Below are 26525 nucleotides of genomic sequence, written 5' to 3' on the forward strand. Positions count from 1 at the left end.
ATGCTCGCTCGGGCGTCGTCTTCGCCCTCACCGCCGACGCCGCCCCTCGGGCGTCTGCACACCGGCCCGGTTCGGCTTGTCGGTCGGGTGCGCGTAGCGCAGCCGCTCCGCAGGCAGCGGGAAGCTGTGGTCCTGCCCGAAGGGCGACAGCGAGCCGGCGACCGAGGCCGAGAGCTCGGTCAGCGGCGGGCCGCCGTCCTCGGACTCGCCCCAGGTGGGCTCTACCAGGTGCGCGTGCTTCTCGTTGCGCTTGGCCATGACGCCTCCGTGTGCGGTACCGGTGCACCGCGCGGTGCACCTTTCCCGCTCATCTTGGCCGATCACCCCCTGCGGACGCACGCCACCGCCCCGGGCGGGCGATCCCGGGTCGCCGTCAGCGCCGGCCGCGCACCTCGCGGGCGCCCCACACGGTGCCGGCGCCGTCGGCGGTGAGGACCCACCGGTCGCCCCCCACCGGCGCGGCGCGGACGGTTCCACCGTCGAGGCCCTGCACGGCCCGGGTCCGCCACACCGCGGTGCTGAGCAGCCGCAGCCGAACCGGCTCGTCGGCCAGCTCGTCGTACCCGGCGGGCTCGAACGACAGAGCGGCCGGCCCGGCGATCCGCAGCGTGCCGGTGCACCAGGCCGTGCCGGCGAGTGCACGGCGCCAGCGGCGGGTGCGCAGCAGGGCGCCGGTACCGACACCGACGGCGACGAGCCCGACGACCACCAGGGCGACGACGACCAGCCCGGCGGCGGGCACCCGCCGCCCGTCCTCCCCCGCCATGGCCGCCGCCGCGACGGCGAGCAGCACCCCCAGGACGACGGCGATGACCCCGCCGCCGAGCCAGCGCAGCGCGCCGACCTGGTGGGCGGCCAGGGCGGTACGGGTGCTCGGGTCCTCACTCGCGGGGTGCACCCGCCCATGCTGGCAGCAGCACGGGCAGGTACCGCGACGTAGCGTGGAGCGGATGTCCACGGAAGCTCCTGCGACGCTCGCCGCCTGGCTGCGCACGCGCAGCGACGAGCAGCTGGGTGCCCTGCTGGCGGCCCGGCCCGACGTCGCGCGCCCCGCGCCTGCCGACGTCGTCGCGCTGGCCGGCCGGCTGGCCGTACCGGTGTCGGTGGACCGTGCGCTGGACGAGCTCGACGCCGGCACGCTGCAGGTGCTCGACGTGGTGCTGCTCGCCCCCACCGACGGCCTGGCCCCCGACGAGCTGATCGCGGCGCTGCCCGAGGTGCCCGACGACGTGCTCGCCGGCGCGCTGGAGGCGCTCACCACCCGGGCGCTGCTCTGGGGGGACGACGTGCTGCACGCGCCCGACCCGGTGCGCCGCGCCGTCCGCCACCCGGCAGGCCTGGGCCGGCGCGCCGTCGACCTGCGCGTGCAGCTGCCCGCCGACCTGCCGGCCGCCGTCGCCGAGCTCGCACCGGAGGAACGCGCGGTCCTGGAGAAGCTGGCCGGCGACCGCCCCGTCGGCCACCTCCCCGACAGCCCGGACGGTGGGTCGACGCCGGCCCGCCGGCTGCTGCAGCGCGGTCTGCTCGCGCGCATCGACGCGCTGAACGTCGAGCTCCCCCGGGAGATCGGCCTCCTGCTGCGCGGGAACCACCCCTACGGCCGACCGCGGCGCCGTCCCGCACCTGGCGTGGTCACGCGCGACCCGCAGGTGGTCGACCGCCAGGCCGCCGGCGCCGCGCTGGAGGGCGTCGGCCGGATCGGCGAGCTGCTGGCACTGCTGGAGGAGGAGCCCGCCGGGCTGCTGCGCAGCGGCGGGGTCGGCGTGCGCGACCAGAAGCGGCTGGCGAAGGCGCTGAAGGTGCCCGAGCCCGATGCCGCGTGGCTGCTCGAGCTCGCGTTCGCCGCCGGGCTGCTGGACGTGGGCGGGCCGCACCGCGACGAGTGGCTGCCCACCCGTGCCTACGACGTCTGGCGGGAGCAGGACCTCGCCGACCGGTGGGCGCTGCTCGCGGCCGGCTGGCTGGACGGCGTGCGGCTGCCCTCGCTGGTCGGAGTCCGCGACCTGGCGGGCAAGGCGGCCAACGCGCTGTCCCCCGATCTGGTGCGGCACACCGCGCCGGCGATCCGGCGCTCGGCGCTGCGCGTGCTGGCCGAGCAGCCGGCCGGCTCGGGCCTGGCAGCCGAGGACCTCACCGCGCTGCTGCGCTGGCGCACCCCCCGGCGGTCCGACCGGCTCGCCCCGGTGCCGGACATGCTGGCGGAGGCGGCGCGGCTCGGCGTCCTGGTATCGGGAGTGCTCTCCACCGCCGGCCGAGGGCTGCTGGCCGGCGGGGAGGACGGCGCGGCCGGCGGCATGCGGAGGCTGATGCCCGAGCCGGTGGACCACGTGCTCGCGCAGCCCGACCTCTCGCTGATCGCGCCGGGGCCGCTGGTCGCCGAGCTGGCCGACACCCTCGCCGTCGTCGCCGATGTCGAGTCCTCCGGTGGGGCGACGGTGTTCCGGGTGTCGGACGGCAGCGTGCGCCGGGCGCTGGACGCCGGGTGGTCGGCGACCGACCTGCACGACTTCTTCGCCAAGGCGTCGCGCACCCCGGTGCCCCAGGCGCTGGACTACCTGATCGACGACGTCGCCCGCCAGCACGGCCGGCTGCGGGTCGGGGCGATCGAGTCCTACGTGCGCTCGGACGACCACGGGCTGCTCTCGCAGGTGCAGGGCGACCGGCGGACCGCATCGGCCGAGCTGCGCCGGCTGGCGCCGGGCGTGCTGGTCAGCGCCCTGGGGGCCGACGAGGTGCTCACCGTGCTCCGCGAGGCCGGTTACGCACCGGCCGGGGAGCACCCTGGTGGCGCCGTCCTCACCCGGCCGCCGGCCCGCCCGCGCGCCGCCGGCCGCCGCACCGGCAGCGAGGCGCACCCGGCGCCGCGGGCGTTGAACCCGGACGACCTGGCCGCCACGGTGCGCGAGATCCGGGCCGGCGACGCCGCGCTGGCCGCCCGCCGCGGCGAGGCGGTGCGGCAGGTGCCCGGGGTGACGACGGCCTCGACGCTGGAGCTGCTCTCGCGCGCGGTGCGCGAGGGGGTGCCGGTGTGGCTCGGGTACGTCGACGCCCAGGGCAGCGGCAGCCAGCGCGTGGTGCAGCCGGTGTCGCTCGCCGGCGGCTTCCTCTCCGGCTACGACGAGCGGCGCGGGGAGAACCGCACCTTCGCCGTGCACCGGATCACCTCGGTCGCCCTGGTCGAGGGGGAAGCTCCCGAGGGCTCCGGCGGTTGACCCCGACGAGCCCGCCGGCCGTGCCGGTACGCACGATCCCCAGCCCCTGCCAGGAAGGCCTGCGTTGAACGACGGTCCGCTCATCGTCCAGTCGGACAAGACCCTGCTGCTCGAGGTCGACCACCCGCTGTCCCGTGACTGCCGGGCGGCGATCGCCCCGTTCGCGGAGCTGGAGCGCTCCCCGGAGCACGTGCACACCTACCGGGTGACCCCGCTCGCGCTGTGGAACGCCCGGGCCGCCGGCCACGACGCCGAGCAGGTGGTCGACGCGCTGGTGCGCTACTCGCGCTACCCGGTGCCGCATGCGCTGCTGGTCGACGTCGCCGACACGATGGACCGGTTCGGCCGGCTGACGCTGGCGAACAACCCGGTGCACGGGCTGGTGCTCACCACCACCGACCGCGCGGTGCTGGAGGAGGTCATCCGCTCCAAGCGCGTGGCCCCGATGCTCGGCGCACGGATCGACGCCGACAGCATCGCCGTGCACGCCGCGGAGCGCGGCCGGCTGAAGCAGGCGCTGCTCAAGATCGGCTGGCCGGCCGAGGACCTCGCCGGATACGTCGACGGCGCCGCGCACCCGATCGAGCTCGACCAGAGCAGCTGGCACCTGCGCGACTATCAGCAGGAGGCCGTGGACGGCTTCTGGGCCGGCGGGTCCGGCGTCGTCGTGCTGCCGTGCGGGGCGGGGAAGACGCTGGTGGGTGCGGCCGCGATGGCCGAGGCGAAGGCCACGACCCTGATCCTGGTGACCAACACCGTCTCCGGCCGGCAGTGGAAGCGCGAGCTCATCGCCCGCACCTCGCTGACCGAGGACGAGATCGGCGAGTACTCCGGGGAGCGCAAGGAGATCCGCCCGGTCACCATCGCGACCTACCAGGTGATCACCACCCGCCGGAAGGGCGAGTACCGGCACCTGGACCTGTTCGACGCGCAGGACTGGGGGCTGATCGTCTACGACGAGGTGCACCTGCTCCCCGCCCCGATCTTCCGGCTGACCGCGGACCTGCAGTCCCGCCGCCGGCTCGGTCTCACCGCGACGCTGGTGCGCGAGGACGGGCGTGAGGACGACGTCTTCTCCCTCATCGGGCCGAAGCGCTACGACGCGCCGTGGAAGGACATCGAGTCGCAGGGCTACATCGCGCCGGCCGAGTGCGTCGAGGTCCGGGTCTCCCTCGACGACGAGGAGCGGATGACCTACGCCGTCGCCGAGCCCGAGGAGCGGTACCGGATCGCGGCGACCGCGCACTCGAAGCTGCCGGTGATCCGCCGGGTGCTGGATCGCCACCCCGAGGAGCAGAAGCTGGTCATCGGCGCCTACCTGGACCAGCTCGAGGAGCTCGGCACCGCGCTGGACGCGCCGGTGATCCAGGGGTCGACGACTAACAAGGAGCGCGAGCGGCTGTTCCAGGCGTTCCGCACCGGGGAGATCAAAACCCTGGTCGTCTCCAAGGTCGCGAACTTCTCCATCGACCTGCCCGAGGCCGCGGTCGCCGTACAGGTGTCGGGAACGTTCGGCTCACGGCAGGAAGAGGCGCAGCGGCTCGGCCGGGTCCTGCGGCCCAAGGCCGACGGCCGGCAGGCGCACTTCTACACGGTGGTCAGCCGCGACACCCTCGACAGCGAGTACGCCGCGCATCGGCAGCGGTTCCTCGCCGAGCAGGGTTACGCGTACACGATCGTCGACGCCGCCGACCTGGCCGGCCCCGGCGAGGTCAACGGACCCGACTGGGTGGACGAGCCGGCGGACTGACGCGGCCACCTCGGCGCCGTGCCTCAGAACGACGGGGGCGCGGTGTCGGCGACCAGGCCGGTCGGGGTGGTGACGGTGAGGGTGCCGTCGGCGGACAGCTCGTGGCGCCACCCGGGCGCCTGGTGCTTGCCGCGGTGGTGGCCGGTGCAGTAGCCGGTGAGGTTGGTCGCGGCGGTGGGCCCGTCGGGGTACGGGCGGTCGTGATCGAGTTCGCCGCCGCGGGGCACCGGCCGGCGGCAGCCGGGGAAGCGGCAGCGCCGGTCGCGGGCGCGGAGGTAGCGGTCGAGCGCGGCACTCGGCCGGTAGCCGTCGGTGGGCGGCGGTGGGCCGAGCCCGGGGCGGCCGGTCAGGTCGTGGTCGCAGCGGGCCGGGTCGCGGCGGCAGGCGGCGTCCCCGCAGACGGCCAGCCGGCGGAGCTCCGGCGCATCGGTGAGCGCCAGCAGGGCACCGGTGAGCTCGTCGACGACCGCGATCCGCGGCCGGTCGTTCATTCCGCCGCCGGCGGTGCGGTGCAGCAGGTCGGCCAGGGCCGCGCGCTGTTCCTGGGCCGCCACAGCCAGGGCGGCGATCGCATCGGCTGCCGCGGACGTCCTTCCTTCGGGGCCGGCCTGCCACGCCTCCTCGTCGTCGGCGTCGGCGAGCCGCGCGGCCGTGACCGCACTCTGCGCCCGCCCCACGGCGCGCTCCAGGTGGAGCAGCGCCACACCTGCGACATCGACGGCACGATCGGCCGCCGCCCACGTGCCGGCGGCAGGCTGAGGATGTGCCTCGGACCCGGGGCCGTCGGCCGGTGAGGAGGGGCGGGCTCGCACCCCGCCGTGGGGTGCGGGTTCGTCGGACCACCATGGGTCGTGGGGCGGTGCCGCACCGGCCCGCGGTGGGTCGAACACACCCATGTCCACGGGTGAGGGCATGCGGTGGAAACGGGCCTGCTCGGCCCAGTAGCGTTCCATCTCCTCCTCCGGCGGCTCCTCCGCACCGCCCCACTCGGCGAGCACGAGCGCCTCGGTGGCCGCACACCAGTCGGCGAAGGCCTCCTCCTCCTTGGGCCAGGCGGCACGTGCCGGAGTGGGTGGCGCGGCGGGCGGAGCAACGGCCGGCGCGGCCTTCCCCGCAGCGGTGTCGGGCAGCAGGCCCAGGGCGCGGGCGAGCGCCCGCACCATCTCCGCAGGCACCGCCTGGCCGCCGATCTCGCCCGGCTCGTCACCGCCCAGCAGGGTGCGCACGCCGGCGACCACGGTGAGCTGGGCCTGCACCGGCGGCAGGCCGTTCTCACCGGGCCGCAGCACCAGGTCGAGCAGGCAGTCGGCCATCTTCTGGCCGCGGGTCCGCCGGTCCTCGGGGTCAACATCGAGGGCGTCGGCGTACCGGCCCAGCGCATCCAGCAGCGCCTGGGCCTCGGGCACGGTGAGCAGCGCGCTGAAGACCGCCATCCCGTCGGCGGCGTCCGGCCGCACCGACACCCCGCGCCGGCGCAGCGCCCGGTCCAGCCGGCCGGCGGCATCCCGGGCGTCGCGGCGCAGCACCACCCGCCGCGCCTTGTCACCCAGCTGGGCCGGGGTGGTCACCCGCCCCGCCGCCCAGGCCAGCACCTCGGCCTCCACCTGCCCGCGCACCGTCGCGTCGACGATCGGGGCCACCGTGCCCAGCATCGGCCACAGGTGACCCTCGTGGATCGCGCCGGACTCCAGCGCGTCCAGCGTCTGCGGCAGCCGGTGCACCAGCGTCAGCGACCGCTCCAGCAGCGCCTCAGCAGCCTGCGACGTGCGGGACAACGCCACGACCAGCTCCTGGGCCGCCCACTCGCTCACGTCGGCCAGCACCTCGGGGCGAGCCGCCCGGCGCTCGGCACTCATCGCGCCGGGCTGGCCGGGCTGCCGATCCGCCGACGCCGGGCGGGTGGCGGCGAACTCCGCCAACGCCCGCGCCCGCAACGCCGTCTGCCGGGCGATCTCCCGGTCGGCGGCCTGCACCGCACCCAGCGGCCCGGACGCCCGACCGGCCACGGGCGCGCCGGTACCGGCGGCGGGGGGAACCTCCTGCTCCATGTCTCGAACATAGGTTCGACCACCGACAGTTTTCCGTCGCGCCGTGACATCGGGATCAGAACCGTGGTGCGTGGGTCAGGACCGTGGCACGCGGGATCAAGACCAGATCGAGCCCCATCAGCACCTCGTCGCGCCGGTCGTCAGCACTGATCTGCAGCGCGCCCGGCCAGCAGCCGGCCACCGTCCAGCCGAACTGCCCGTAGAAGCCCTCCAGCCCCATCCCGCCGCGCACCTCCAGCCGGAGCGACGCCAGCCCCAGGTCCTCGCGGGCAGCCCGGGCGACCTCGGCCATCAGCAGGCGGGCGATCCCGGTGCCCCGCGCCGGCAGCGCCGTCTGCACGTGGGTCACCCGCCCCCAGTGCGCCACCACCGGATCGGCGTTGCCCGTGAGCACCAGCCACCCGGCGAGGTCGCCTGCGCGGGTGGCGACCAGCAGCCGGCGCAGACGCGGGTCGAGCCCGGCGACGAGCTCGTCGACCACCGGCCGGACGACGTCGTCCCCGACCGGCAGCCGCTGCGCGAACCCGACCGCTCCCCCGGCGTCGGCGACGTCCCGCCAGCACGTGGCCAGCTTTCCTCGCAGCGCCTCGGGCACCTGCTCCGGCGCGCAGTACCAGCGCAGCGAAGGGTCGGCGGTCACCGCGCCAGCCTCGCAGGACGCCACCGGGTTTGCCGTGCCTGCCCCACCGGGCACCGCCCCGGCCATGGACGCGGACATCACCCTGCGGGTCGACGGCGAGACCCGCCGGCTGACCGTCGACACCCGCACCTCGCTGCTCGACGCGCTGCGCGAGCGGCTCGGCAACCCCAGCCCGAAGAAGGGCTGCGACCACGGCCAGTGCGGGGCCTGCACGATCCTGCTCGACGGGCAGCGCGCGCTGTCCTGCCTGGCGCTCGCGGTCGCGTACGACGGCGCGGAGATCACCACCGCCGACGGCCTCGCCCGGGACGGCGAGCTGCACCCCGTCCAGCGCGCCTTCCTCGAGCGCGACGCCTTCCAGTGCGGCTACTGCACCCCGGGCCAGATCTGCTCGGCGGTCGGCGTGATCGACGAGTTCGAGAAGGGCTGGCCGAGCCACGTCACCGAGGACCTCACCGGCGAGCCGGAGATCACCCATGACGAGGTGGCCGAGCGGATGAGCGGCAACCTCTGCCGCTGCGCGGCCTACGTGAACATCACCCCCGCCGTCCAGGAGGCGGCAGGCGCATGAAGCCCTTCGCCTACGCGCACCCCGGCGACGTCGCCGAGGCGGTCCGCGACGTCGCCGCCGAGCCGAACGCCGTCTTCCTCGCCGGCGGCACCAACCTGGTCGACCACCTGCGCCTCGGCGTCGCCCGGCCCGACCTGGTCGTCGACGTCCGCACCCTCACCTCGCGCGAGATCACCGACCTCGACGACGGCGGCCTGCGACTGGGGGCCGCCAGCACCAACAGCGAGGTGGCCGCCGACCGGCGGGTGCGCGAGCGCTACCCGGTGCTCGCCCAGGCGCTGCTGGCCGGCGCCACCGGGCAGCTGCGCAACATGGCGACCACCGGCGGCAACCCGCTGCAGCGCACCCGCTGCCCGTACTTCCAGGACGTCACGACGCCCTGCAACAAGCGCCAGCCCGGAACCGGCTGCTCCGCCGTCGGCGGGTACACCCGCTACCACGCGATCCTCGGGACGCCGGGCGCGCTGCCCGACCCGACCGCCCCCGAGACCTGCATCGCCACCCACCCCTCGGACATGGCCGTCGCCCTGACCGCGCTGGACGCCCAGGTCCACACCCTCGGCCCGGCCGGCGTCCGCACCGTCCCCTTCGTCGACCTGCACCGGCTGCCCGGCGATGACCCGTCGAAGGACACCGTGCTCGAGCACGGCGAGCTGATCACCGCGATCGACCTCCCGCCGCTGCCGGCCGGTGCCCGGTCGGCCTACCGCAAGGTGCGCGATCGGGCGTCCTACGCGTTCGCGCTGGTGAGCGTCGCGGCCGTGGTCCACGACGGCGATGTCCGCATCGCGCTCGGCGGCGTCGCCCACAAGCCGTGGCGGGCGACCCGCGCCGAGGAGATCCTGCGCGGCGGCCCGCTCACCGACCACGCCGTCCGCGCCGCGATGGACGCCGAGCTCGCGGTCGCCCAGCCACAGCCCGGCGTCGAGGGCGGCAACGGGTTCAAGATCCCTCTCGCCGCCCGCACCGTCGCGGCTACCGTGCGCACGCTGACCGAGGAGCAGTCATGACCGACCTGCTGGAGCCGCGCGCGATCGGGCAGGGCCTGGTCCGCCGGGACGGCGAGCTCAAGGTGCGCGGCACCGCCACCTACGCCGTCGAGACGCCGGTCGAGAACCCGGCCTACTGCCACCCGGTGCAGGCGACCGTCGCGCGCGGCCGGGTCACCGCCATGGACACCGCAGCGGCCACGGCCCTCGACGGGGTGCTGGCGGTGCTCACCCCGTTCGACGCCGAGCGCCTGGCGAGCACCGAGGACGCCGAGTACGCCGTCCTGCAGAGCGACGAGGTCGCCTTCCGCGGGCAGCTGATCGGCGTCGTGATCGCGGAGACCTCCGAGGTCGCCCGTCAGGCCGCGGACTCGGTCAGGGTCACCTACGACGAGCAGGAGCACGACGCGGAGCTCGCGGTCGACCACCCCGGCCTGTACAAGCCGGAGAAGGTCAACGCGGGCCACGAGACCGACACCGCGGAGGGCGACGTCGCCGCCGCGATGGCCACGCCCCAGCGGGACGGTGGAGTGACCCTGGAGCGCACCTACTCCACCGCGATGTACCACAACAACCCGCTCGAGCCGCACGCGACGACGGCGCTGTGGGACGCCGACGCGCAGTTCCTGACCCTGTGGGACTCGACCCAGGGCGTGCACCCCGACCGCGCCGCGGTCTGCGAGGTGTTCGGCCTGGAGCAGGAGCAGGTGCGGGTGGTCTGCCCGTACGTCGGCGGCGGGTTCGGCTCGAAGGGCACCCCGCACGCGAACGTCATGCTCGCCGTGATGGCCGCCCGCGCGCTGCCCGGCCGGCCGGTGAAGCTGGCGCTCACCCGGCAGCAGATGTTCTTCCTGGCCGGCTACCGCACGCCGACCATCCAGCAGATGCAGCTGGCCGCCGACCGCCGCGGCCGGCTGCAAGCGATCGCGATCGACGTGGTCGAGCAGACCTCGCGGATCAAGGAGTTCGCGGAGCAGACCGGCGTCCCGGCCCGGATGATGTACGCCTCCCCCAACCGGCGCTCCACCCACCGGCTGGCCGCCCTCGACGTCCCGGTGCCGTCCTGGATGCGCGCACCCGGCGAGTGCCCGGGCATGTTCGGCCCCGAGGTGGCGATGGACGAGCTGGCCGAGGAGCTGGGCCTCGACCCGGTCGAGCTGCGGGTCCGCAACGAGCCGGAGGTCGACCCGGAGACGGGGAAGCCGTGGTCGAGCCGCAACCTGGTGCGCTGCCTACGGGAGGGCGCCGAGCGGTTCGGCTGGGCCGAGCGCCCGCGCGGGCGGCGGGAGGGCGACTGGCTGGTCGGGTACGGGGTGGCGTCCTCGGTCTACCCGACGATGCGCCAGGCGACGTCGACGGCGAACCTGCGCTACGCGGACGGCCGCTACGTCGCCGAGATCGGCGCCGCGGACCTGGGCACCGGGGCGTGGACGATCCTGCCGCAGATCACCGCCGACGCCCTCGGCGTGGACGTCGGCGACGTCGACGTGCGGATCGGCGACACGCAGTACCCGACCGCCTCGGTGGCCGGCGGCTCCTCGGGCACCAACACCTGGGGCTCGGCGCTGGTGGTGGCCGCCCGCGCGTTCCGCGACAAGTTCGGCGGATCGCCGGACGACGGCGACGAGATCTCCGGCGACGTCGACCAGGCCGCCAAGGACGACGCCCACGCCCCCTATGCGTTCGGCGCCCAGTTCGTGGAGGCGCGGGTCAACGCCGACACCGGGGAGATCCGGGTGCCGCGCCTGCTCGGCGTCTTCGGCGTCGGCCGGGTGATCAACCCGCGCACCGCGCGCTCGCAGCTGATCGGCGGCATGACCATGGGCCTGTCGATGGCGCTGCACGAGAACAGCGTCTGGGACCCGCGGATCGGGCAGGTGGCCAACCACGACCTCGCCGAGTACCACATCACGGTCAACGCCGACGTCGGCGAGATCGAGGCGGTGTGGCTCGACGAGCACGATCCCTACGTCAACGCGATGGGGTCCAAGGGCATCGGCGAGATCGGCATCACCGGGACGGCGGCCGCCGTCGTCAACGCCGTGCACGCCGCGACGGGCGTGCGGGTGCGGGACCTGCCGGTGACGCTGGACAAGGTCCTGCCGGGGCTGCCCTGACCCGTGCGCCGGGCGTGACCGGCGTGACGTGACGGGTCGGTCCGGCACGGGCATGACTCTTGCCACAGCGCCGACCGCCGTCGATGAACGCGCTGGTCAGCGGCTCGCCGGCAGCCCGCCATACGTCCCGACGGCGGTGGCGCGCGGGAGGGCCCCGTTGGGCGTGTCGTCTCCGCGGCAGCGAAGATGTCTCCGACATGGCGACTGCAGCAGCAGCGGCGGCCCGGGCCCCGCAGACGACCAGCCGACCGCTCCGGGCATGGCAGCAGGCCGCCCTCGGCCAGTACGAGGAGGCCTCCCCCAAGGACTTCCTGGTCACCGCTACGCCGGGCGCCGGCAAGACGACGTTCGCCCTGACGCTGGCCGCGCGGTTGCTGGCCCGTCGCGAGGTCGCGCGCGTGGTCGTCGTCGCCCCCACCGACCACCTGCGGCTGCAGTGGGCCGAGGCCGCCGACGCGATGGGCATCGTGCTCGACCCGAACCTGACCAACGCCGTCGGCCCGGTGCGCGCCGGCACCCAGGGCTACGTGACCACCTACGCGCAGGTCGCGGGCAAGCCGATGCTCCACGCCGCCCGCTCCACCGCCGTCAAGTCCCTGGTCATCCTCGACGAGGTGCACCACGCCGGCGACGGCCTCTCCTGGGGCGAGGCGGTCGAGGAGGCCTACGGCATGGCCGCCCGTCGGCTGTGCCTGACCGGGACGCCGTTCCGCACCAAGCCCGACGAGCGCATCCCCTTCGTGCGGTACGAGGAGGACACGTTCGAGGGCGAAGCGGGCGGCCTGGTCAGCCGCGCCGACTACACCTACGGCTACAAGGAGGCGCTGGCCGACGACGTCGTCCGCCCGGTCGTCTTCGCCGCCTACACCGGCACCTCGCGCTGGCGGAACTCCGCCGGCGAGGTCGTCGCCGCATCGCTGAGCGAGGCCGGCACGAAGTCGGTGGAGATGCAGGCCTGGCGCACGGCGCTGGACCCCAAGGGGCAGTGGGTGCCGCACGTCATCGCCGCGATGGACGACCGGATCACCCACCTGCGCGAGGAGGGCGGCATGCCCGACGCCGCCGGCCTGATCCTCGCCAGCGACCAGGACGACGCCCGCGCCTACGCCAAGATCGTCCGCCGGGTCACCGGCAAGGCCGCGGAGCTGATCCTCTCCGACGACCCGAAGGCGTCGAAGAAGATCGAGAAGTTCGCCACCGGGTCCGCGCGGATCGCGGTCTGCGTCCGGATGATCTCCGAGGGCGTCGACGTGCCACGCGCCGCCGTCCTGGCGTGGATGACCTCCTACCGGACGCCGCTGTTCTTCGCCCAGGCCGTCGGCCGCGTGGTCCGTTCCCGGGCGTCGCACGAGTCGGCCACGGTGTTCCTGCCCGCCGTCCGCCCGCTGCTGTCGCTGGCCGCCTCCATGGAGGAGCAGCGCAACCACGTCATGCCGCCGCCCAGGAGCCAGCCGGAGGATGAGCTCGAGGCGCTCGACCTGCCGCCCCGGGAACCGCGGGAGGGCGAGATGAAGCAGTGGGAGGCCCTGGAGGCCGACGCCCGCTTCGCGCACGTGCTGCACGGCGGGACGGCGCACACCGGCGAGGGCCGCCCCGCGCTCGTGGCGCCCGAGGAGGAGGACTTCCTCGGCATCCCCGGCCTGCTCACACCCGAGCAGACGGCGTCGCTGCTGGCCAAGCGGGACGACGAGCTGCGGGTGCGCATCGCCTCCCGCCAGCACTCCGACGACGAGGAGTTCATGCTCGTCGAGGACCACCCCGACGAGCACGATGCCGGCCGCTCGTGGCGCGACGCCGCCGAGCTGCGCCGGGAGATCAACCGCCTGGTCAACCGGGTGGCGGCGCGGACCTCGCAGCCGCAGGCCGTGGTGCACACCCAGCTGCGCCAGTCGGTGCCCGGGCCGCCGTCGGCGTCGGCATCGGTCGACGTGCTCCGCGCCCGCCGGGAACGCCTCCGCACGATGCTCTAGCTGCCCGGCGAGGTCCCCTCAGGCCGGTGCCGGCCCAGGCGCTCGGCGTGCACCTCGGTCAGCGCGGCGCGGCCCTCGCGCCGCACGGCCCGCTCGATGCACAGACCGGCGGCCGACGCGTCGAGGTGCAGGCTGACCAGGGTGTTGCCGTAGAGCGGACCGGTCGTGACCCGCCAGTCGGGAACGGGCGGACGCACCCCGGCCGAGCGGGTGAGCAATCGCCCGACCGCCTCGGCGACCCGGGTGGAGGCGAACCGGAAGGCACGCTGCCCCCGCCGCGGGAAGGCGTTGCGCAGCGGCGAGCTGACGATCTGCACGACCTCGCTGGTCACCCCCTCCGCGGGGGGATAGCGCACCGGTGCCACGTACGAGTGGTGGACGTCGCCGGAGAGCACCAGCACCGAGGCCGGGGCGCGCCCGCGCCGTCCGGCGGCGACCTCGCCGAGCCGGCCGGCCAACCGGTCGAACGAGCTGCGGAAGGCAGCCCAGTGCTCCAGGTCCACCCCTTGGCGCACCCGCTCCCCCAGGCTCGCCGCCCGGCGGCCCCAGGCACCGCCGCAGACGGCCTCGTTCCAGCTCTCGAGGTCGTGCACGGCCCGCTCGAGGAAGACCGGGAGGGACGAGGCCACGAGCAGGTGGGCGCAGTCGCCGCGGAGCTGGCCCTCAACCCCGCTCCACTCGGCCTCGCTCAGCATGCTGCGCCGCCCCTGCTCGAGCACCCGCCCCGACCGCGTGTCCACCACGACCAGGCGGGCCACGCCCATGTCGCGCGCGTAGCTCCACCACGACAGCTTGCGGCCGTCGACTTCGTCGTCCGCGCGTTCGGCCCGGGCCCGGAGCGGCTCCCCGGCCGCGCCGGGAGCCCGCAGCAGGTCGAGCAGCCCGTCCTCGGCGAGCTCGGCCGGCGAGACGTTGCCGATGTGCTGGTACGCCCAGTACGACATGTAGGCGCCCGCGATCCGTTCGGACCACCAGGGCAACTGCTGGATCTGGTGCCGCCAGACCTCGGACGTGTTCCAGTCGTCGTGCACGTCGTGGTCGTCGAAGATCATCGCCGAGGGCACCGTCGACAGCAGCCAGCGGACGTCGGGGTCGGTCCAGGAGTCGCGGTAGAGCCAGGTGTACTCCTCGAAATCGGCCACCCCGCGCCGGGGCTCGCTGTCCGGACCCCGCCGGGCGATCTGCATGTCCCGGATCCGCGGGGCCAGCCCCTCGTCGGCGTAGACCTGGTCGCCCAGCATCAGCAGCAGATCCGGCAACGGCCGCTCGCCGCGCGCGCACGCCACCGACAGCGCGGCCAGCGCGTCGACGCCCACGCCGCGCTCGTCCTGCTCGGGTTCGAGCACCCACGGCTCGGTGTGCGGACGGTCGACCCGGCAGGACCCGAAGACCACGTCCAACGGGGCGTCGGGCCGTCGGGTGCGCAGCCGGCTGGGTGGCCGGTCGTCGTCCTCGGGCCACACCCGCTCGCCGTCCAGGGCCACGGTGTAAGGCGAATCGGTGCCCGGCGCCAGCCCGTCGACGACGACGAGGGCGTAATGGTGGCCCTCGACCTCGAACGTGCGGTCACGGACGGTGACGTCGCTGGCGCGGACCTCGACCTCGCAGGCCGCTGACGTCTCCATCCACACCGTGGCCGTGGTGGCATCGGCGTAGCGCGGCATCGGTCCCAGCACCAGGCCGGCGGTCTCGCAGAAGTGCTGGATGTCCGACGGCATGGCGTCGTCCCTACCGCAGCCGTCGCCCGGAGGCCAACGCGGAAGCGATGTCAGGGTCCGGACCGGATGACGGCCGCCTCGCGGCGAGATGCACAACGCGGCTCCAGGCCCCCGACCGAGGTCGGGGCGGTAGTCCGTGAAGGCGTAACCAAATGGCACCCGGGGGCACGTGGCACCCGGCCCGGACGCTGTCGAGGCTACCCGCGGACGGCGGATCGTGTCGTGCCGAGTGGGCCCGGAGGGTCCCGCGCAGGCGCGACGAAGCGGCTCCACGCAAGCCGGGACGGCACCTGGTCGCGGTGCGGTCCGGAGGACCGCGATGTCTCAGCGCTCGTCCTGCTTCAGGGCGGTGTCCACGGTGAGTGCCGAGGCGATCACCATGCTGGCCAGCGGCTCGGGCAGCCGGTAGTGCACCAGGACGACGTAGCGGTCCGCGGTGGTGAACATCGTCCGCGCCAGGCCCTCCCACTTCTTCGTGATCCGGGCGACCTCGACCCCGGCCGCGTCGGTGATCGCGAAGTCCCAGGCCCGCCAGTTCTCCGCCTGGATGGCACCGACCAGCTGACCGCCGGCCACCAGGTCAAAGCGGATCCTGCCGAACACGTTGGCCTGCACGATCTCGCCGATCGGCGCCCCGTCGGGGCGCTCCACCACCACCCGGGACTTCACCAGCTTCGCCGGCCGGGTGAGCACCAGCACCGGGCCGCGGGCGTCGCGCACCTCCAGCCGGTGGGTGAGGAACTGGTCCAGGCTCGACAGCAGCCGGACCGCCTTCTGCACCCCGCTCTGGCCGACCTGGACGACGGCGCCGATCTGCTGGCCGTCGCCGTCGAGGACGGCGTACTCGTTCGTCAGCTCGATCAGCTTGGTCTTCTGGTTCACCAGGAGCACCGGCTGGTCGTACAGGGACGGCCCGGCCGGCGCCTGCTGGACGGAGCCGGTCCAGCCCTGGCCGTCCCACCAGCGGGTGCCCGCGGTGCCGGCGGGGTCGGGGTACCAGCCGGGCGGCGGGCTCTGGGTCACCCGGTCACGCTAGCGCCGCTCCCCGGAGACCCCCGGCGAGGCGTGCCAGACTCCGGCCCATGGCCGACCTCACCCCCGTCGAGGCCCGGGTGCTCTCCGCCGTCGACGAGCAGTGGGCGGTCGACCGGCTATGCGCCCTGATCGCCGTCCCCTCGGTCGGCGGCACGCCCGCTGAGAGCGAGGCGCAGCACCTGCTCGGCGACTGGCTCGAGGAGCTCGGCTGCGACGTCGACCGCTGGCCGATCGACCTCGTCGAGGCATCCGCAGCTCCGGACGCCCCGGGCCAGGAGGTCGTGCGCACCGAGGCGTGGGGCGTCGTGGGCACGGTGGGTGGCGAGGGCCGGCCGGCCCTGGTGCTGTCCGGGCACACCGACGTCGTCCCGCCCGGTGACCCCGGCCTGTGGGCCGGCGACCCCTTCGTGCCCCGGATCGTCGACGGCGCGGTGCACGGGCGCGGCGCCTGCGACATGAAGGCCGGCGTCGTCGCCTCGCTGGCCGCGGTGCACGCCCTGCGGACGGCGGGGGTGCGCCTGGCCCGGCCGCTGGCGGTGCACGGTGTCGTCGGCGAGGAGGACGGCGGGCTCGGCGCGTGGGCCACCCTGCGCCGCGGGCACACCGGCGACGCGTGCGTCGTCCCCGAGCCCACCGAACAGGCCGTCGTCACCGCCGCCGCCGGGGCGCTCACCTTCCGGCTGGAGGTCACCGGGCACGCCGCGCACGCCGCCATGCGCGACCGCGGGGTCAGCGCGATCGAGCTGTTCGCCCACGTCCACGCCGAGCTGCTCGCGTTCGAGGCGGACCGGCAGCGGGACGCTGATCCGCGCTTCGGCGATGCCCGCTTCCCCTACGGCCTCAGCATCGGCCGGGTGCAGGCCGGCGACTGGGCGAGCTCGGTGCCCGACCGGCTGGTGGCCGAAGGCCGGTACGGAGTCCGCGTCGGCGAGCCCGTCGAGACGGCGAAGGCGGCGCTCGAGACGCGGCTGGCCGACGTCTCCGCCGGGCACCCCTGGCTGGCCGGACGCCCGGTGCGGCTGACGTGGACCGGCGGGGCCTTCGCCAGCGGTCAGCTGCCGACCGGGCACCGGTTGCTGGACGACGTCCGTGCCGCCGTCGCCGACGCCGGCGGTGGGCTGCCACCCGAGCGGGCGGTCGCCGCGGGCACCGACCTGCGGCTGTACGCCGCGGCCGGGATCCCCACGCTGCACTACGGCCCGGGCGACCTGCACCTCGCCCACGGCCCGCTCGAGTCGGTGCCGGTGGCCGAGGTGGTCACCGCCGCCCGCGCCCTCGCCCTGCTCGCACTGCGCAGCTGCGGGGCGGCGCGATGAGCGGCCCGGTCGGCTCCGACGCCTGGGCGGCGCTGGCCGGCGACTCCCCCACCTCGCGGACCGAGTGGGCCGCCGTCGTCGCCGCCTGGAGCGAGCCGCACCGGCGCTACCACGACCTGGCGCACCTGGCCGCCGTGCTCGGGCTGCTCGACGGGTTGACCGCCGACGTCCCGGATCCGGACGCCGTGCGGCTGGCCGCCTGGTACCACGACGTCGTCTACGACCCGCAGCGCCCGGACAACGAGGAGGTCAGCGCCGCTCGCGCGCAGGCGGGGCTTCGCGGGCTGGTGCCCGACGAGCGGGTGGCCGAGGTGGTGCGGCTGGTCCGGCTCACCGCCGGGCACGACCCCGAGCCCGCGGACGGGAACGGCGCGGCGCTGTGCGACGCGGACCTCGCGGTGCTGGCCGGACCGCCGCAGGTCTACGCCGGCTACGCGTCGGCGGTCCGCGCCGAGTACGGGCACCTCCCCGACGAGGAGTTCACCGCCGGGCGGACCGCCGTCCTGGAGCGGCTGCTCGCCCTTCCCCGGCTCTACCGGCTGCCCGCCACCAGGGAGTGGGAGCCCCTCGCGCGCGCCAACCTGGCCGCCGAGCTCACCCTGCTGCGGTCGCGCGCTTCCGCCGGCGGAGCCCCGCCGCCAGCAGGCGGCTGAGCAGCTCCCGGGCACCCACCGGCTCCGCCCCGGCAGCGACGGCGACGGCGTAGAGGTCCTCGGGGACGTCGTAGTGGTCGCCCTGGAACGCCCGGCGCGGGATGCCGAGCTCGGCCGCGACGAAGGCGTGCAGCTCGTCGTAGCTGACGTCGCTCACCAGGTGCGACCAGCGGCGCCCCCGCCACGGCCACACCGGGGAGTCGATCAGGACGGCCACGGGGAGCAGTCTGCCGTGCCCGGGCTAGCGTCTGCCCGGTGAGCAGGGAGATCCGCTGGGGCGTCGTCGGGCCGGGCCGCATCGCCGAGAACGTGGTGCGCGACTTCGCCGTCGTCCCCGATGCACGCGCGGTGGCCGTCGCATCGCGCTCGCAGCAGCGGGCCGACACCTTCGCCGCCCGCCACGGGCTGGAGCGGGCCTACGGGTCCTACGCCGAGATCATCGCCGACCCCGACGTGGACGTCCTCTACGTCGCCACCCCGCACCCGCAGCACCACGCGATCGCGCTGGCCGCCCTGCGGGCGGGCAAGGCGCTGCTGGTGGAGAAGGCGTTCACCGCCACCACGGCCGGCGCCGCGGAGGTGGTCGACACCGCACGGCACACCGGGATCTTCGTGATGGAGGCGATGTGGACCCGGTTCCAGCCGGCCGTCGTCGCCGTCCGGGAGCTGGTCGCCGACGGCGCCATCGGCGAGGTGCGGTCGGTGCAGGCCGACCTCGGGATCGCCCGCGAGTACGACCCGCTGGACCGGCTGTTCGCCATGGAGCTCGGCGGCGGCGCGCTGCTCGATCTGGGGGTGTACGTCGTGTCGTTCGCCCAGATGCTGCTCGGCACGCCCGAGCGGGTGGTCGCCGCGGGTTCGCTGCTCCCCTCCGGGGCCGACGCCGACGCCGCGCTGCTGCTCGACTTCGGGAACGGCCGCACGGCGACGCTCGCCACCTCGCTGCGCACCGCCCTGCCCGGCCAGGCCCGCGTGTTCGGCACGACCGGCTGGATCGACGTCCTCCCCCGCTTCCACCACCCCGACACGATCGTGCTGCACCGCGCCGGCGCCGAGCCCGAGACGATCACCCGCCCACAGACCGGCGCGGGATACGCGCACGAGCTGATCGAGGTCACCGAGTGCCTGCGCGCCGGGCGGACCGAGAGCGCCGTCATGCCGCTGGCCGACACGCTCGTCGTGCAGGACGCGCTCGGGCAGGCGGCCGACCAGCTCGGCGTCCGGCACGCCGAGGCGCTCGACGCCCTGTGATCGTCGTGACCGCCGCCGGCGGGGCCACCGGAACCGCCGTCGTCCGCGCGCTGCTGTCGGGGGGTGAGCAGGTCCGCGCGGTCGTCCCGTCGCGCCGACCACGCCCCCAGCTGGACGGGCTCGGCGCCGAGGTCGTCGCCGGGGACCTGACCGGCGATCTCTCCGACGCGTTCGCCGGCGCGGACGGCCTGTACCTCATCTGGCCGAACTTCGACCCGTCGGAAGCCACGGGGGCGCCCGCCGTGCTGACCGCCGCCGCCCGGGCCGGGGTGCGCCGGCTGGTCTACCACTCGGTGCTCCGGCCCCAGGCCCGAGCGATGCCGCACCACGCGGCGAAGGACCGCGTCGAGGAGGCGCTCGACGGCGCGGTCGTGGGGACGGCGGCGCGGTGGCGGGTGCTGCAGCCCTGCGCCTACGCCGACAACCTCGACGGGCAGCTGGCGGAAGCGGTGGACGGCGGCGAGCTGCGCAGCCCGTGGGGCCTGGAGCAGGCGCAGTCCTTCGTCGACCTGTACGACGTCGCCGAGGCCGCCGCGGTGCTGCTCACCACGGACGGCCTGGACAGCGGCACCTTCGAGGCCGTGGGTCCCGAGGAGCTGACCGCACCCGACGTCGCCGCGCTGCTGTCCGCCCGCTCCGGGCGCCCGGTCACCGCCGTCGACGTCCGGGTCGACGACGACGGGGCCTACGCCGGTCGCTGCCGGACCACGATGTTCGACTGGTACCGCGTGAACGGGTTCACCGGCAGCCCGCGCGTGCTCACCGACCTGCTCGGACGGTCGCCGCGCACGTTCGCCGAGCGCCTCGCCCTCCCGTCCGGGTAGTTCCCGTCCGGGTGAATCCGCCTGGACGGCTACAGCCGGACCCGCCCGATGCCGATACCCCTTCGAACCGCCGCGTCCGCGGTCCCCGTTCGGAAGGAGCTCCACCCATGGCACTGCTCGAAGGACTCGCCGTCGTCGTCGCCAAGATCGCCGGTGCCGGCACCGCGGCGCAGGTGGCCACCGGCCTGGGCATCGCGGCCGCCGGCGTGACCGGCGCCGGTGCGGCCGGTGCGCTGCCGGCCCCGGTGCAGGACGCCGTCGCGTCCGCCGTGGAGACGGTGACGCCGTTCGAACTGCCCGAGTCCGATGACTCCACGGGCGGGGACCTGTCGTCCGACGACACCACCGAGGTGGAGGCCGTCGAGACCGAGGAGGCCACGGAGGACGCCACCGAGGAGGCGACCGAAGAGGCGACCGAGGACGGCGCCGACGACACCGACCTCCGCGGCCTGGACAACGCCATCGCGCACGCCGACGAGCACGCCCAGGAGGCGCTGGAGGCGGCGAAGGAGCGCAAGGCGGCCCATGACGCGGAGAAGGCCGCCCGGGACGCCGTCAAGGAGACCGAGAAGGCCGCGCGGGAGGCGGCCGAGGAGGCACGCGAGGCAGCCGAGGAGGCAGCCGAAGAGGCACGCGAGGCAGCGGAGGAGGCGGCCGAGCAGGTCCGGGAGGACGCCGAGGAGGCCGCCCAGCAGGCCCGCGAGAACGCCGAGCGCGCCGGCGGGAAGCCCGGGGACGACTGACCGCCGCGAGGCCGGGCTCCCCGCTGGGGATCCCGGCCGCCGCCGCGTCAGGCAGTCGCCCAGGCCAGCCCGGTCGCCTGGTCGGCCGTGGGTACGCGGGTCGGGGTCCCCCCGGCCCGGCGGACCGCCTCGGCGAAGACCACCGAATCGATGACCGCGTTGCAGCCGGGGTCGTTGTTGAAGTACACGAGCACATCGTCGTCGCCGTAGGCCGCGGCGATCCGGTCGGCCCACAGCTGCAGCGTCTGCGGTCGGTAGCCCCAGCTCTCGAACCCGTGGTGCAAGCGCAGGTAGCCCCAGCCGGTGGTGCGCCACAGCGGTGCGACCGGCTGCTCGTCCCGATCGGCCCAGCACAGCGCCGCGCCGTAGCGCTCCAGCAGCGCGCGCACCTCGTCGGTCCACCACGACTCGTGCCGCGGCTCCACGGCCACCCGGGTGCCGACGGGGAACTGCGCGAGGCACTCGCGGAGCAGGTCCGGGTCGGCCTTCAGCGTGGGCGGCAGCTGCAGCAGGATCGTGTCGAGCTTGTGCTCCAGGCCCGCGGCCCTGCCCACCAGCCGCGCGACCGGCTCCTCGGGTTCGCGCAGCCGCTTGATGTGGGTGAGGAAGCGGCTGGCCTTGACCGCCCACCGGAAGTCCGGTGGCGTGCGCTCCCGCCACTTCACGAACGTCTCGTGCTCGGGCAGCCGGTAGAAGGCGTTGTTGCTCTCGACGGTGGCGAAGTGCTGGACGTAGTGCTCCAGCCACAGCCGCTGCGGGAGCTTCGGCGGGTAGAAGGCGCCGCGCCAGTCTCGGTACTGCCAGCCCGAGGTCCCGATGATCACAGCCACGCCGGTGATCGTTCCCCGGGTGCGGCCGGCTCGCCTCCTGTGCTGAGCTGATCGGGTGACCGCTCCGGCCCGCTTCAAGGACCTCTGCCTCGACGCCCGCGACCACCAGGCCCTCGCCGACTGGTGGTGCGCCGCCATCGGCTACACCCGCGGCGAGTGCGACGAAGTCGTGGCCATCAGCATCGGATGACCACGACTTCGTCGCACTCGGTGGCGACAGCCCCCAAGGATCGGGTGCTCTCCGAAGCACTGAAGGCGGAGGTCGTCCCAGTAGGCGTTGGGCATCGCACGTTGGAGGGGAGCGGACCCGGCGATCCGCCAGACGCCCTTGCGAGAGCTACCCCACTCGTGGGCGTCACGGCGTTTCATGCCAAGCGCGATCAAGTTCCGCACGCGTGTTCTGGGCCGCTTCCATTCCTTCCAGCGCATCGCCCGCAGCCGTCTGCGCACCCACTCGTCCAGATCCCGGAACCGACGAGGGGCGGTAGCCCACTCACCTGACGTTCGACCCTTCCCGGCTGTTCCGTTCCCCGACCGGTACTACGGCCTCTGCTGACTCCTGCCCGGTCAGCCGCCACCTTCCAGCAACGACCGTCACCGGCAACCCTCACCGCTGACACCCGAACAGGCCTCCCCGGATAAGAACGACTGATGTCCCTCTACCGCCGCCGCGTCTACACCCCGGCCCTGTTGGTGGTGACGGGCTTCGTCATGGCGTGCTGACTCACCCAGACCGGACCGCCTCATACGCGGTTGGTGTTCCTCGGTGCAGAGGTCTCGCCTCGGGCTTCCTCCCGACCTCACGATGACGCCGTCGCCTCCGGCTCGGGGTTGGCACCACCGCCTCCCCCAGGGGACTTCCACCCCCAATCGATCGCCCATGCCAGGCGTACACGCCGCCAGGGGCGGCCCCGCGATGCGGGACCGCCCCTGGCGGGCAGTGCTGGTGCCTAGGTGGTCGGACTCAGAAGTCCATGCCGCCCATGCCGTCGCTGTTCGGCATCGCCGGCGCGTTCTTCTCCGGCTTGTCGGCGATGACGGCCTCGGTGGTGAGGAAGAGCGCCGCGATGGAGGCGGCGTTCTGCAGCGCCGAGCGGGTCACCTTGGCGGGGTCGATGATCCCGGCGGCGACCAGGTCCACGTACTCGCCGGTGGCGGCGTTGAGGCCCCAGCCGGTCTCCGAGTTGCGGACCTTCTCCGCCACGACGCCGCCCTCGAGGCCGGCGTTGACGGCGATCTGCTTCAGCGGCGCCTCGAGCGCGACGCGCACGATGTTGGCGCCGGTGGCCTCGTCACCCTCGAGCTCGAGCTTGTCGAACGCGACGGCCGTGGCCTGCGCGAGAGCGACGCCACCACCGGCGACGATGCCCTCCTCGACGGCGGCCTTGGCGTTGCGCACCGCGTCCTCGATGCGGTGCTTGCGCTCCTTGAGCTCGACCTCGGTCGCGGCGCCGGCCTTGATGACGGCGACGCCACCGGCCAGCTTGGCCAGGCGCTCCTGCAGCTTCTCGCGGTCGTAGTCGGAGTCCGACCGCTCGATCTCGCTGCGGATCTGGTTGACCCGACCCTGGATCTGGTCGGCGTCACCGGCACCCTCGACGATCGTCGTCTCGTCCTTGGTGACGACGACCTTGCGGGCGCGCCCGAGCAGCTCGACGCCGGCGGTGTCGAGCTTGAGGCCGACCTCCTCGCTGATGACCTGGCCACCGGTGAGGATGGCGATGTCGCCCAGCATGGCCTTGCGGCGATCACCGAAGCCCGGGGCCTTGACGGCGACGGACTTGAAGGTGCCACGGATCTTGTTCACGACCAGGGTCGCGAGGCCCTCGCCCTCGACGTCCTCGGCGATGATGGCCAGCGGCTTGCCCGACTGCATGACCTTCTCCAGCAGCGGGAGCAGGTCCTTGACCGAGCTGATCTTCGAGTTGACGACGAGCACGTACGGGTCGTCGAGGACGGCCTCCATGCGCTCGGCGTCGGTGACGAAGTAGGGCGAGATGTAGCCCTTGTCGAAGCGCATGCCCTCGGTGAGCTCGAGCTCGAGGCCGAAGGTGTTGCTCTCCTCGACGGTGATGACGCCTTCCTTGCCCACCTTGTCCATCGCCTCGGCGATGAGCTCACCGATGGCGGGGTCAGCGGCGGAGATCGACGCGGTGGCGGCGATCTGCTCCTTGGTCTCGACGTCCTTGGCGGTGGCGAGGAGGTACTCGGTGACCGAGGCGACGGCCTTCTCGATGCCCTTCTTCAGGGCCATCGGGTTGGCACCGGCGGCGACGTTGCGCAGACCCTCGCGGACGAGCGCCTGGGCGAGCACGGTGGCGGTGGTGGTGCCGTCACCCGCGACGTCGTCGGTCTTCTTCGCGACCTCCTTGACGAGCTCGGCCCCGATCTTCTCCCACGGGTCCTCGAGCTCGATCTCCTTGGCGATGCTCACGCCGTCGTTGGTGATCGTGGGGGCGCCCCACTTCTTCTCCAGCACGACGTTCCGGCCCTTGGGGCCGAGGGTCACCTTGACGGCGTCGGCGAGGGTGTTCATGCCCCGCTCGAGGCCGCGGCGCGCCTCTTCCTCGAAGGCGATCATCTTGGCCATGTGGTGATGTCCTCCATGCATTGATCGCTGCACGGCCGGGTTGGTGCCCGCGACGGACGACACCAGCGACGTGGGCGCTCCGTCGGCCCACGGACCGGTGCCTCACCGTTCCGACCTGATTGGCACTCAGGAGCCCCGAGTGCCAGAAACGAGTTTGGCACTCGACCCCGGCGAGTGCAAGAAGTGGGGGGTCACGAGCCACTCGTTCCGGCCCCCCGGCCCCCCGGCATAGGAGGCTTTACCTACGGATGCGGCCCCGGATCCACAGGCAAAGCCTCCTATGCCGCCAGAGGCGCAAGCGGGTCCCGGACGAGCGAAGGGCCCGGTCCCCCTCTCGGGGAACCGGGCCCTCAGTGCTTCTGGTACCGGCTCAGGAGGCGGTGACCGCGTCGGCCTGCGGGCCCTTGGCGCCCTGGACGACCTCGAAGCTGACCCGCTGGCCCTCTTCGAGGCTCTTGTACCCGTCCATCTGGATGGCCGAGTAGTGGACGAAGACGTCCTGGCCGCCGTCGACGGCGATGAAGCCGAAGCCCTTCTCGGCGTTGAACCACTTCACGGTGCCCTGTGCCACGTGCGCTCCCACGTTTCGTGCGTACGGACGGTCCCTCTGGATCGGGGAACCGGGTCGAGCTCTTCCGCCCGTTCGAGCACGAACATGGAACTGGAACCGCGCGAGAACGTACAACAGCAGGTGCCCGGTCGCGGTAGATCGATGCCGGACCGTTGCCCGGATCGGGCGACGTGTCGCGCGCCCGCTCCGCGCCCCGGACCTCAGCCGATGAGCCCGGCCGTTCGGACCGACTTGAGCGACGGCTCGACCCGGTGCGTCGGGCCGACGACCGGCTCCAGCGGGTCGAGGGTCTTGAGCCCCTCACCGGTGTTCAGGACGACGGTCTCCTTGGCCGGGTCCAGCCGCCCGTCCTCCACCAACTGGCGCAGTACGGCGACGGTCACCCCGCCGGCGGTCTCGGCGAAGACGCCCGTGGTGCGGGCGAGGTCGCGGATGCCCTGCACGATCTCGTCGTCCCCTACCCGGCCCACGGCGCCACCGGTGCGGCGGACCGCGTCGAGTGCGTACGGGCCGTCGGCGGGGTTGCCGATGTTCAGCGACTTGGCGATGCCGGTCGGCTTCACCGGCTTGACGACGTCCCAGCCGTTGTCGAAGGCGGTGGCGATCGGGTCGCAGCCGGCCGACTGGGCACCGAAGATCGTCCACTCGGTGGCCTCGACGATGCCCGCGGCGGTCAACTCGCGGAAGGCCTTGTCGACCTTGGTGAGCAGGGAGCCCGACGCCATGGGGATGACGACCTGGGCCGGGATGCGCCAGCCGAGCTGCTCGGCGAGCTCGTAGCCCATCGTCTTGGAGCCCTCGGCGTAGTAGGGCCGCACGTTCTGGTTGACGAAGGCCGTGTCCTCGAACTCGTCGGTCTCGGCGAGTTCACTGGTCAACCGGTTCACGTCGTCGTAGGAGCCGTCGACGGCGACCAGCGTCTGCCCGTAGACGGCCGACTGCACGACCTTGCCCGGCTCCAGGTCGCTCGGGATGAACACGACCGACGGCAGGCCGACGCGGGCGGCGTGCGCGGCGACGGAGTTCGCCAGATTGCCGGTCGAGGCGCAGGCGATCTTCCGGTAGCCCAGGCCCTTGGCCGCGGTCGCCGCCAGGCTGACGACGCGGTCCTTGAACGAGTGCGTCGGGTTGGCCGAGTCGTCCTTGACCCACAGCCCGCCGGTGAGGCCGAGCTCCGCGGCCAGCCGGTCGGCACGCACCAGCGGTGTCATGCCCGGGTCCAGCGACACCCGGTCGGCCGGGTCCTGGCCCACCGGGAGGAGGGCGGCGTAGCGCCAGATGTTCTGCGGCCCGGCCTCGATCTGCTCGCGGGTGACGGCCTTCATGAGCTCGGGGTCGTAGTCGACCTCCAGCGGGCCGAAGCACTCCGCGCAGGCGTGCTCGGCGACCAGACCGAAGGTGGCGCCGCAGTTGCGGCAGACCAGCCCGCGGGCCGGACAGGGGGGAACAGGGCCGCCGGCGGACGAGTCGGCCTGGGCGGAACCGGGAGCGGTGAGAGTCATGCGACGACTACCTCCTCATCTTCCCCGCTGCGGGCCGTCGAGCCGCGCGGGACGGAATTGGCACCTCCCGCCGGCGCGGAGATCGCGTCGGACGGCGGTTGCCGGGGCTTCAACGGGCCGTGTCCCTCTGCCCCTCTGGATGAGTGAACGGGATGCATCGTACCCGCGGGCGGTACCGGGTCCGGCGCCGGACAG

Annotated in this window: 23 protein-coding genes and 1 riboswitch; of the genes, 12 read left to right on the forward strand and 11 right to left on the reverse strand. The window is 74.1% G+C overall.

The annotated features are described in order from the left end of the window. Window positions 1-27 precede the first annotated feature (27 nt). Both QOZ86_RS12010 and QOZ86_RS12015 read right to left on the reverse strand, forming a co-directional pair. Window positions 28-258, reverse strand: a complete 231-nt coding sequence (locus QOZ86_RS12010; protein WP_284492200.1) for a hypothetical protein — start codon at window positions 256-258, stop codon at window positions 28-30. A gap of 115 nt (window positions 259-373) precedes the next feature. Further along, window positions 374-898 carry a hypothetical protein gene (locus QOZ86_RS12015; RefSeq protein WP_284492201.1) on the reverse strand — a complete coding sequence of 175 codons (525 nt, stop codon included), beginning with the start codon at window positions 896-898 and terminating at the stop codon, window positions 374-376. Between the two features lie 52 nt (window positions 899-950). Here QOZ86_RS12015 and QOZ86_RS12020 point away from each other — a divergent pair, with 52 nt between their 5' ends. Both QOZ86_RS12020 and QOZ86_RS12025 read left to right on the forward strand, forming a co-directional pair. Further along, complete coding sequence (locus QOZ86_RS12020) at window positions 951-3212, forward strand: helicase C-terminal domain-containing protein (RefSeq protein ID WP_284492202.1); 2262 nt, start codon at window positions 951-953, stop codon at window positions 3210-3212. 64 nt (window positions 3213-3276) lie between these two features. Further along, window positions 3277-4962 carry a DNA repair helicase XPB gene (locus QOZ86_RS12025; RefSeq protein WP_284492203.1) on the forward strand — a complete coding sequence of 562 codons (1686 nt, stop codon included), beginning with the start codon at window positions 3277-3279 and terminating at the stop codon, window positions 4960-4962. Between the two features lie 23 nt (window positions 4963-4985). Here the strand turns inward: QOZ86_RS12025 and QOZ86_RS12030 are convergent, their stop codons facing one another. After that, on the reverse strand, window positions 4986-7010 hold the full coding sequence (locus QOZ86_RS12030; protein WP_284492204.1) for an HNH endonuclease signature motif containing protein: 2025 nt from the start codon (window positions 7008-7010) through the stop codon (window positions 4986-4988). A gap of 55 nt (window positions 7011-7065) precedes the next feature. Continuing rightward, window positions 7066-7650, reverse strand: a complete 585-nt coding sequence (locus tag QOZ86_RS12035) for a GNAT family N-acetyltransferase (protein ID WP_284492205.1) — start codon at window positions 7648-7650, stop codon at window positions 7066-7068. A gap of 34 nt (window positions 7651-7684) precedes the next feature. On the opposite strand from QOZ86_RS12035, the gene QOZ86_RS12040 reads away from it, so the two are divergent. The 4 genes from QOZ86_RS12040 (at window position 7685) to QOZ86_RS12055 (ending at window position 13297) form a co-directional block, all read left to right on the forward strand. Further along, window positions 7685-8221 (forward strand): 2Fe-2S iron-sulfur cluster-binding protein, encoded by a 537-nt coding sequence (locus QOZ86_RS12040; protein ID WP_284492206.1) that lies wholly within the window; start codon window positions 7685-7687, stop codon window positions 8219-8221. Then, complete coding sequence (locus tag QOZ86_RS12045; protein ID WP_284492207.1) at window positions 8218-9231, forward strand: FAD binding domain-containing protein; 1014 nt, start codon at window positions 8218-8220, stop codon at window positions 9229-9231. The genes QOZ86_RS12040 and QOZ86_RS12045 overlap by 4 nt, the downstream gene beginning before the upstream one ends. Further along, on the forward strand, window positions 9228-11327 hold the full coding sequence (locus tag QOZ86_RS12050) for a xanthine dehydrogenase family protein molybdopterin-binding subunit (protein WP_284492208.1): 2100 nt from the start codon (window positions 9228-9230) through the stop codon (window positions 11325-11327). The genes QOZ86_RS12045 and QOZ86_RS12050 overlap by 4 nt, the downstream gene beginning before the upstream one ends. A gap of 197 nt (window positions 11328-11524) precedes the next feature. Continuing rightward, window positions 11525-13297, forward strand: a complete 1773-nt coding sequence (locus tag QOZ86_RS12055; RefSeq protein WP_284492209.1) for a DEAD/DEAH box helicase — start codon at window positions 11525-11527, stop codon at window positions 13295-13297. Here QOZ86_RS12055 and QOZ86_RS12060 read toward each other — a convergent pair. Together QOZ86_RS12060 and QOZ86_RS12065 are read right to left on the reverse strand one after the other, a co-directional pair. Beyond that, window positions 13294-15015 (reverse strand): alkaline phosphatase D family protein, encoded by a 1722-nt coding sequence (locus QOZ86_RS12060; protein ID WP_284492210.1) that lies wholly within the window; start codon window positions 15013-15015, stop codon window positions 13294-13296. The genes QOZ86_RS12055 and QOZ86_RS12060 overlap by 4 nt on opposite strands. 324 nt (window positions 15016-15339) lie before the next feature. Next, complete coding sequence (locus QOZ86_RS12065; RefSeq protein WP_284492211.1) at window positions 15340-16038, reverse strand: phospholipid scramblase-related protein; 699 nt, start codon at window positions 16036-16038, stop codon at window positions 15340-15342. Window positions 16039-16097: 59 nt separating this feature from the next. Here QOZ86_RS12065 and QOZ86_RS12070 point away from each other — a divergent pair, with 59 nt between their 5' ends. Both QOZ86_RS12070 and QOZ86_RS12075 read left to right on the forward strand, forming a co-directional pair. Next, window positions 16098-17366, forward strand: coding sequence for an ArgE/DapE family deacylase (locus QOZ86_RS12070; protein WP_284492212.1), 1269 nt, complete (start codon window positions 16098-16100; stop codon window positions 17364-17366). Next, complete coding sequence (locus QOZ86_RS12075; protein WP_284492213.1) at window positions 17363-18019, forward strand: HD domain-containing protein; 657 nt, start codon at window positions 17363-17365, stop codon at window positions 18017-18019. The genes QOZ86_RS12070 and QOZ86_RS12075 overlap by 4 nt, the downstream gene beginning before the upstream one ends. Here QOZ86_RS12075 and QOZ86_RS12080 read toward each other — a convergent pair. Then, window positions 17961-18236 (reverse strand): DUF4031 domain-containing protein, encoded by a 276-nt coding sequence (locus QOZ86_RS12080; protein ID WP_284492214.1) that lies wholly within the window; start codon window positions 18234-18236, stop codon window positions 17961-17963. The two genes, QOZ86_RS12075 and QOZ86_RS12080, sit on opposite strands and share 59 nt — an antisense overlap. Window positions 18237-18274: 38 nt before the next feature. On the opposite strand from QOZ86_RS12080, the gene QOZ86_RS12085 reads away from it, so the two are divergent. The 3 genes from QOZ86_RS12085 (at window position 18275) to QOZ86_RS12095 (ending at window position 20837) form a co-directional block, all read left to right on the forward strand. Further along, complete coding sequence (locus QOZ86_RS12085; RefSeq protein WP_284492215.1) at window positions 18275-19270, forward strand: Gfo/Idh/MocA family protein; 996 nt, start codon at window positions 18275-18277, stop codon at window positions 19268-19270. Then, the gene (locus tag QOZ86_RS12090; RefSeq protein ID WP_284492216.1) at window positions 19267-20094 is read left to right on the forward strand and encodes an SDR family oxidoreductase; all 828 of its coding nucleotides are present in this window, start codon (window positions 19267-19269) and stop codon (window positions 20092-20094) included. The genes QOZ86_RS12085 and QOZ86_RS12090 overlap by 4 nt, the downstream gene beginning before the upstream one ends. Before the next feature lie 107 nt (window positions 20095-20201). Then, entirely contained in the window at window positions 20202-20837 is a 636-nt protein-coding gene (locus QOZ86_RS12095) for a hypothetical protein (protein ID WP_284492217.1), read from the forward strand. Between the two features lie 47 nt (window positions 20838-20884). Here the strand turns inward: QOZ86_RS12095 and QOZ86_RS12100 are convergent, their stop codons facing one another. Further along, a complete protein-coding gene (locus tag QOZ86_RS12100; RefSeq protein ID WP_284492218.1) occupies window positions 20885-21667 on the reverse strand; it encodes a DUF72 domain-containing protein in 783 nt (260 codons plus the stop codon). 55 nt (window positions 21668-21722) lie between these two features. On the opposite strand from QOZ86_RS12100, the gene QOZ86_RS12105 reads away from it, so the two are divergent. Continuing rightward, window positions 21723-21857 carry a VOC family protein gene (locus QOZ86_RS12105; protein ID WP_284492219.1) on the forward strand — a complete coding sequence of 45 codons (135 nt, stop codon included), beginning with the start codon at window positions 21723-21725 and terminating at the stop codon, window positions 21855-21857. Between the two features lie 774 nt (window positions 21858-22631). Here QOZ86_RS12105 and groL read toward each other — a convergent pair. The 3 genes from groL to thrC form a co-directional block, all read right to left on the reverse strand. Beyond that, on the reverse strand, window positions 22632-24257 hold the full coding sequence (groL, locus tag QOZ86_RS12110) for a chaperonin GroEL (RefSeq protein ID WP_284492220.1): 1626 nt from the start codon (window positions 24255-24257) through the stop codon (window positions 22632-22634). A 370-nt stretch (window positions 24258-24627) separates the two neighbouring features. Continuing rightward, on the reverse strand, window positions 24628-24828 hold the full coding sequence (locus QOZ86_RS12115; RefSeq protein ID WP_284492221.1) for a cold-shock protein: 201 nt from the start codon (window positions 24826-24828) through the stop codon (window positions 24628-24630). Between the two features lie 200 nt (window positions 24829-25028). Further along, complete coding sequence (thrC, locus tag QOZ86_RS12120) at window positions 25029-26330, reverse strand: threonine synthase (protein ID WP_284492222.1); 1302 nt, start codon at window positions 26328-26330, stop codon at window positions 25029-25031. A 12-nt stretch (window positions 26331-26342) separates the two neighbouring features. Next, window positions 26343-26476, reverse strand: a riboswitch (SAM riboswitch). Window positions 26477-26525: the final 49 nt, after the last annotated feature.

It is taken from the genome of Blastococcus capsensis, assembly GCF_030165005.1.
GTDB lineage: Bacteria > Actinomycetota > Actinomycetes > Mycobacteriales > Geodermatophilaceae > Blastococcus > Blastococcus capsensis.

Bases quoted from the DNA above. Each gene is read 5' to 3' on its own strand.
- QOZ86_RS12010 (WP_284492200.1), bottom strand. From the start codon at position 258: ATGGCCAAGCGCAACGAGAAGCACGCGCACCTGGTAGAGCCCACCTGG.
- QOZ86_RS12020 (WP_284492202.1), top strand. From the start codon at position 951: ATGTCCACGGAAGCTCCTGCGACGCTCGCCGCCTGGCTGCGCACGCGC.
- QOZ86_RS12030 (WP_284492204.1), bottom strand. From the start codon at position 7,010: ATGGAGCAGGAGGTTCCCCCCGCCGCCGGTACCGGCGCGCCCGTGGCC.
- QOZ86_RS12045 (WP_284492207.1), top strand. From the start codon at position 8,218: ATGAAGCCCTTCGCCTACGCGCACCCCGGCGACGTCGCCGAGGCGGTC.
- QOZ86_RS12050 (WP_284492208.1), top strand. From the start codon at position 9,228: ATGACCGACCTGCTGGAGCCGCGCGCGATCGGGCAGGGCCTGGTCCGC.
- QOZ86_RS12055 (WP_284492209.1), top strand. From the start codon at position 11,525: ATGGCGACTGCAGCAGCAGCGGCGGCCCGGGCCCCGCAGACGACCAGC.
- QOZ86_RS12060 (WP_284492210.1), bottom strand. From the start codon at position 15,015: ATGCCGTCGGACATCCAGCACTTCTGCGAGACCGCCGGCCTGGTGCTG.
- QOZ86_RS12070 (WP_284492212.1), top strand. From the start codon at position 16,098: ATGGCCGACCTCACCCCCGTCGAGGCCCGGGTGCTCTCCGCCGTCGAC.
- QOZ86_RS12075 (WP_284492213.1), top strand. From the start codon at position 17,363: ATGAGCGGCCCGGTCGGCTCCGACGCCTGGGCGGCGCTGGCCGGCGAC.
- QOZ86_RS12095 (WP_284492217.1), top strand. From the start codon at position 20,202: ATGGCACTGCTCGAAGGACTCGCCGTCGTCGTCGCCAAGATCGCCGGT.
- groL (WP_284492220.1), bottom strand. From the start codon at position 24,257: ATGGCCAAGATGATCGCCTTCGAGGAAGAGGCGCGCCGCGGCCTCGAG.
- thrC (WP_284492222.1), bottom strand. From the start codon at position 26,330: ATGACTCTCACCGCTCCCGGTTCCGCCCAGGCCGACTCGTCCGCCGGC.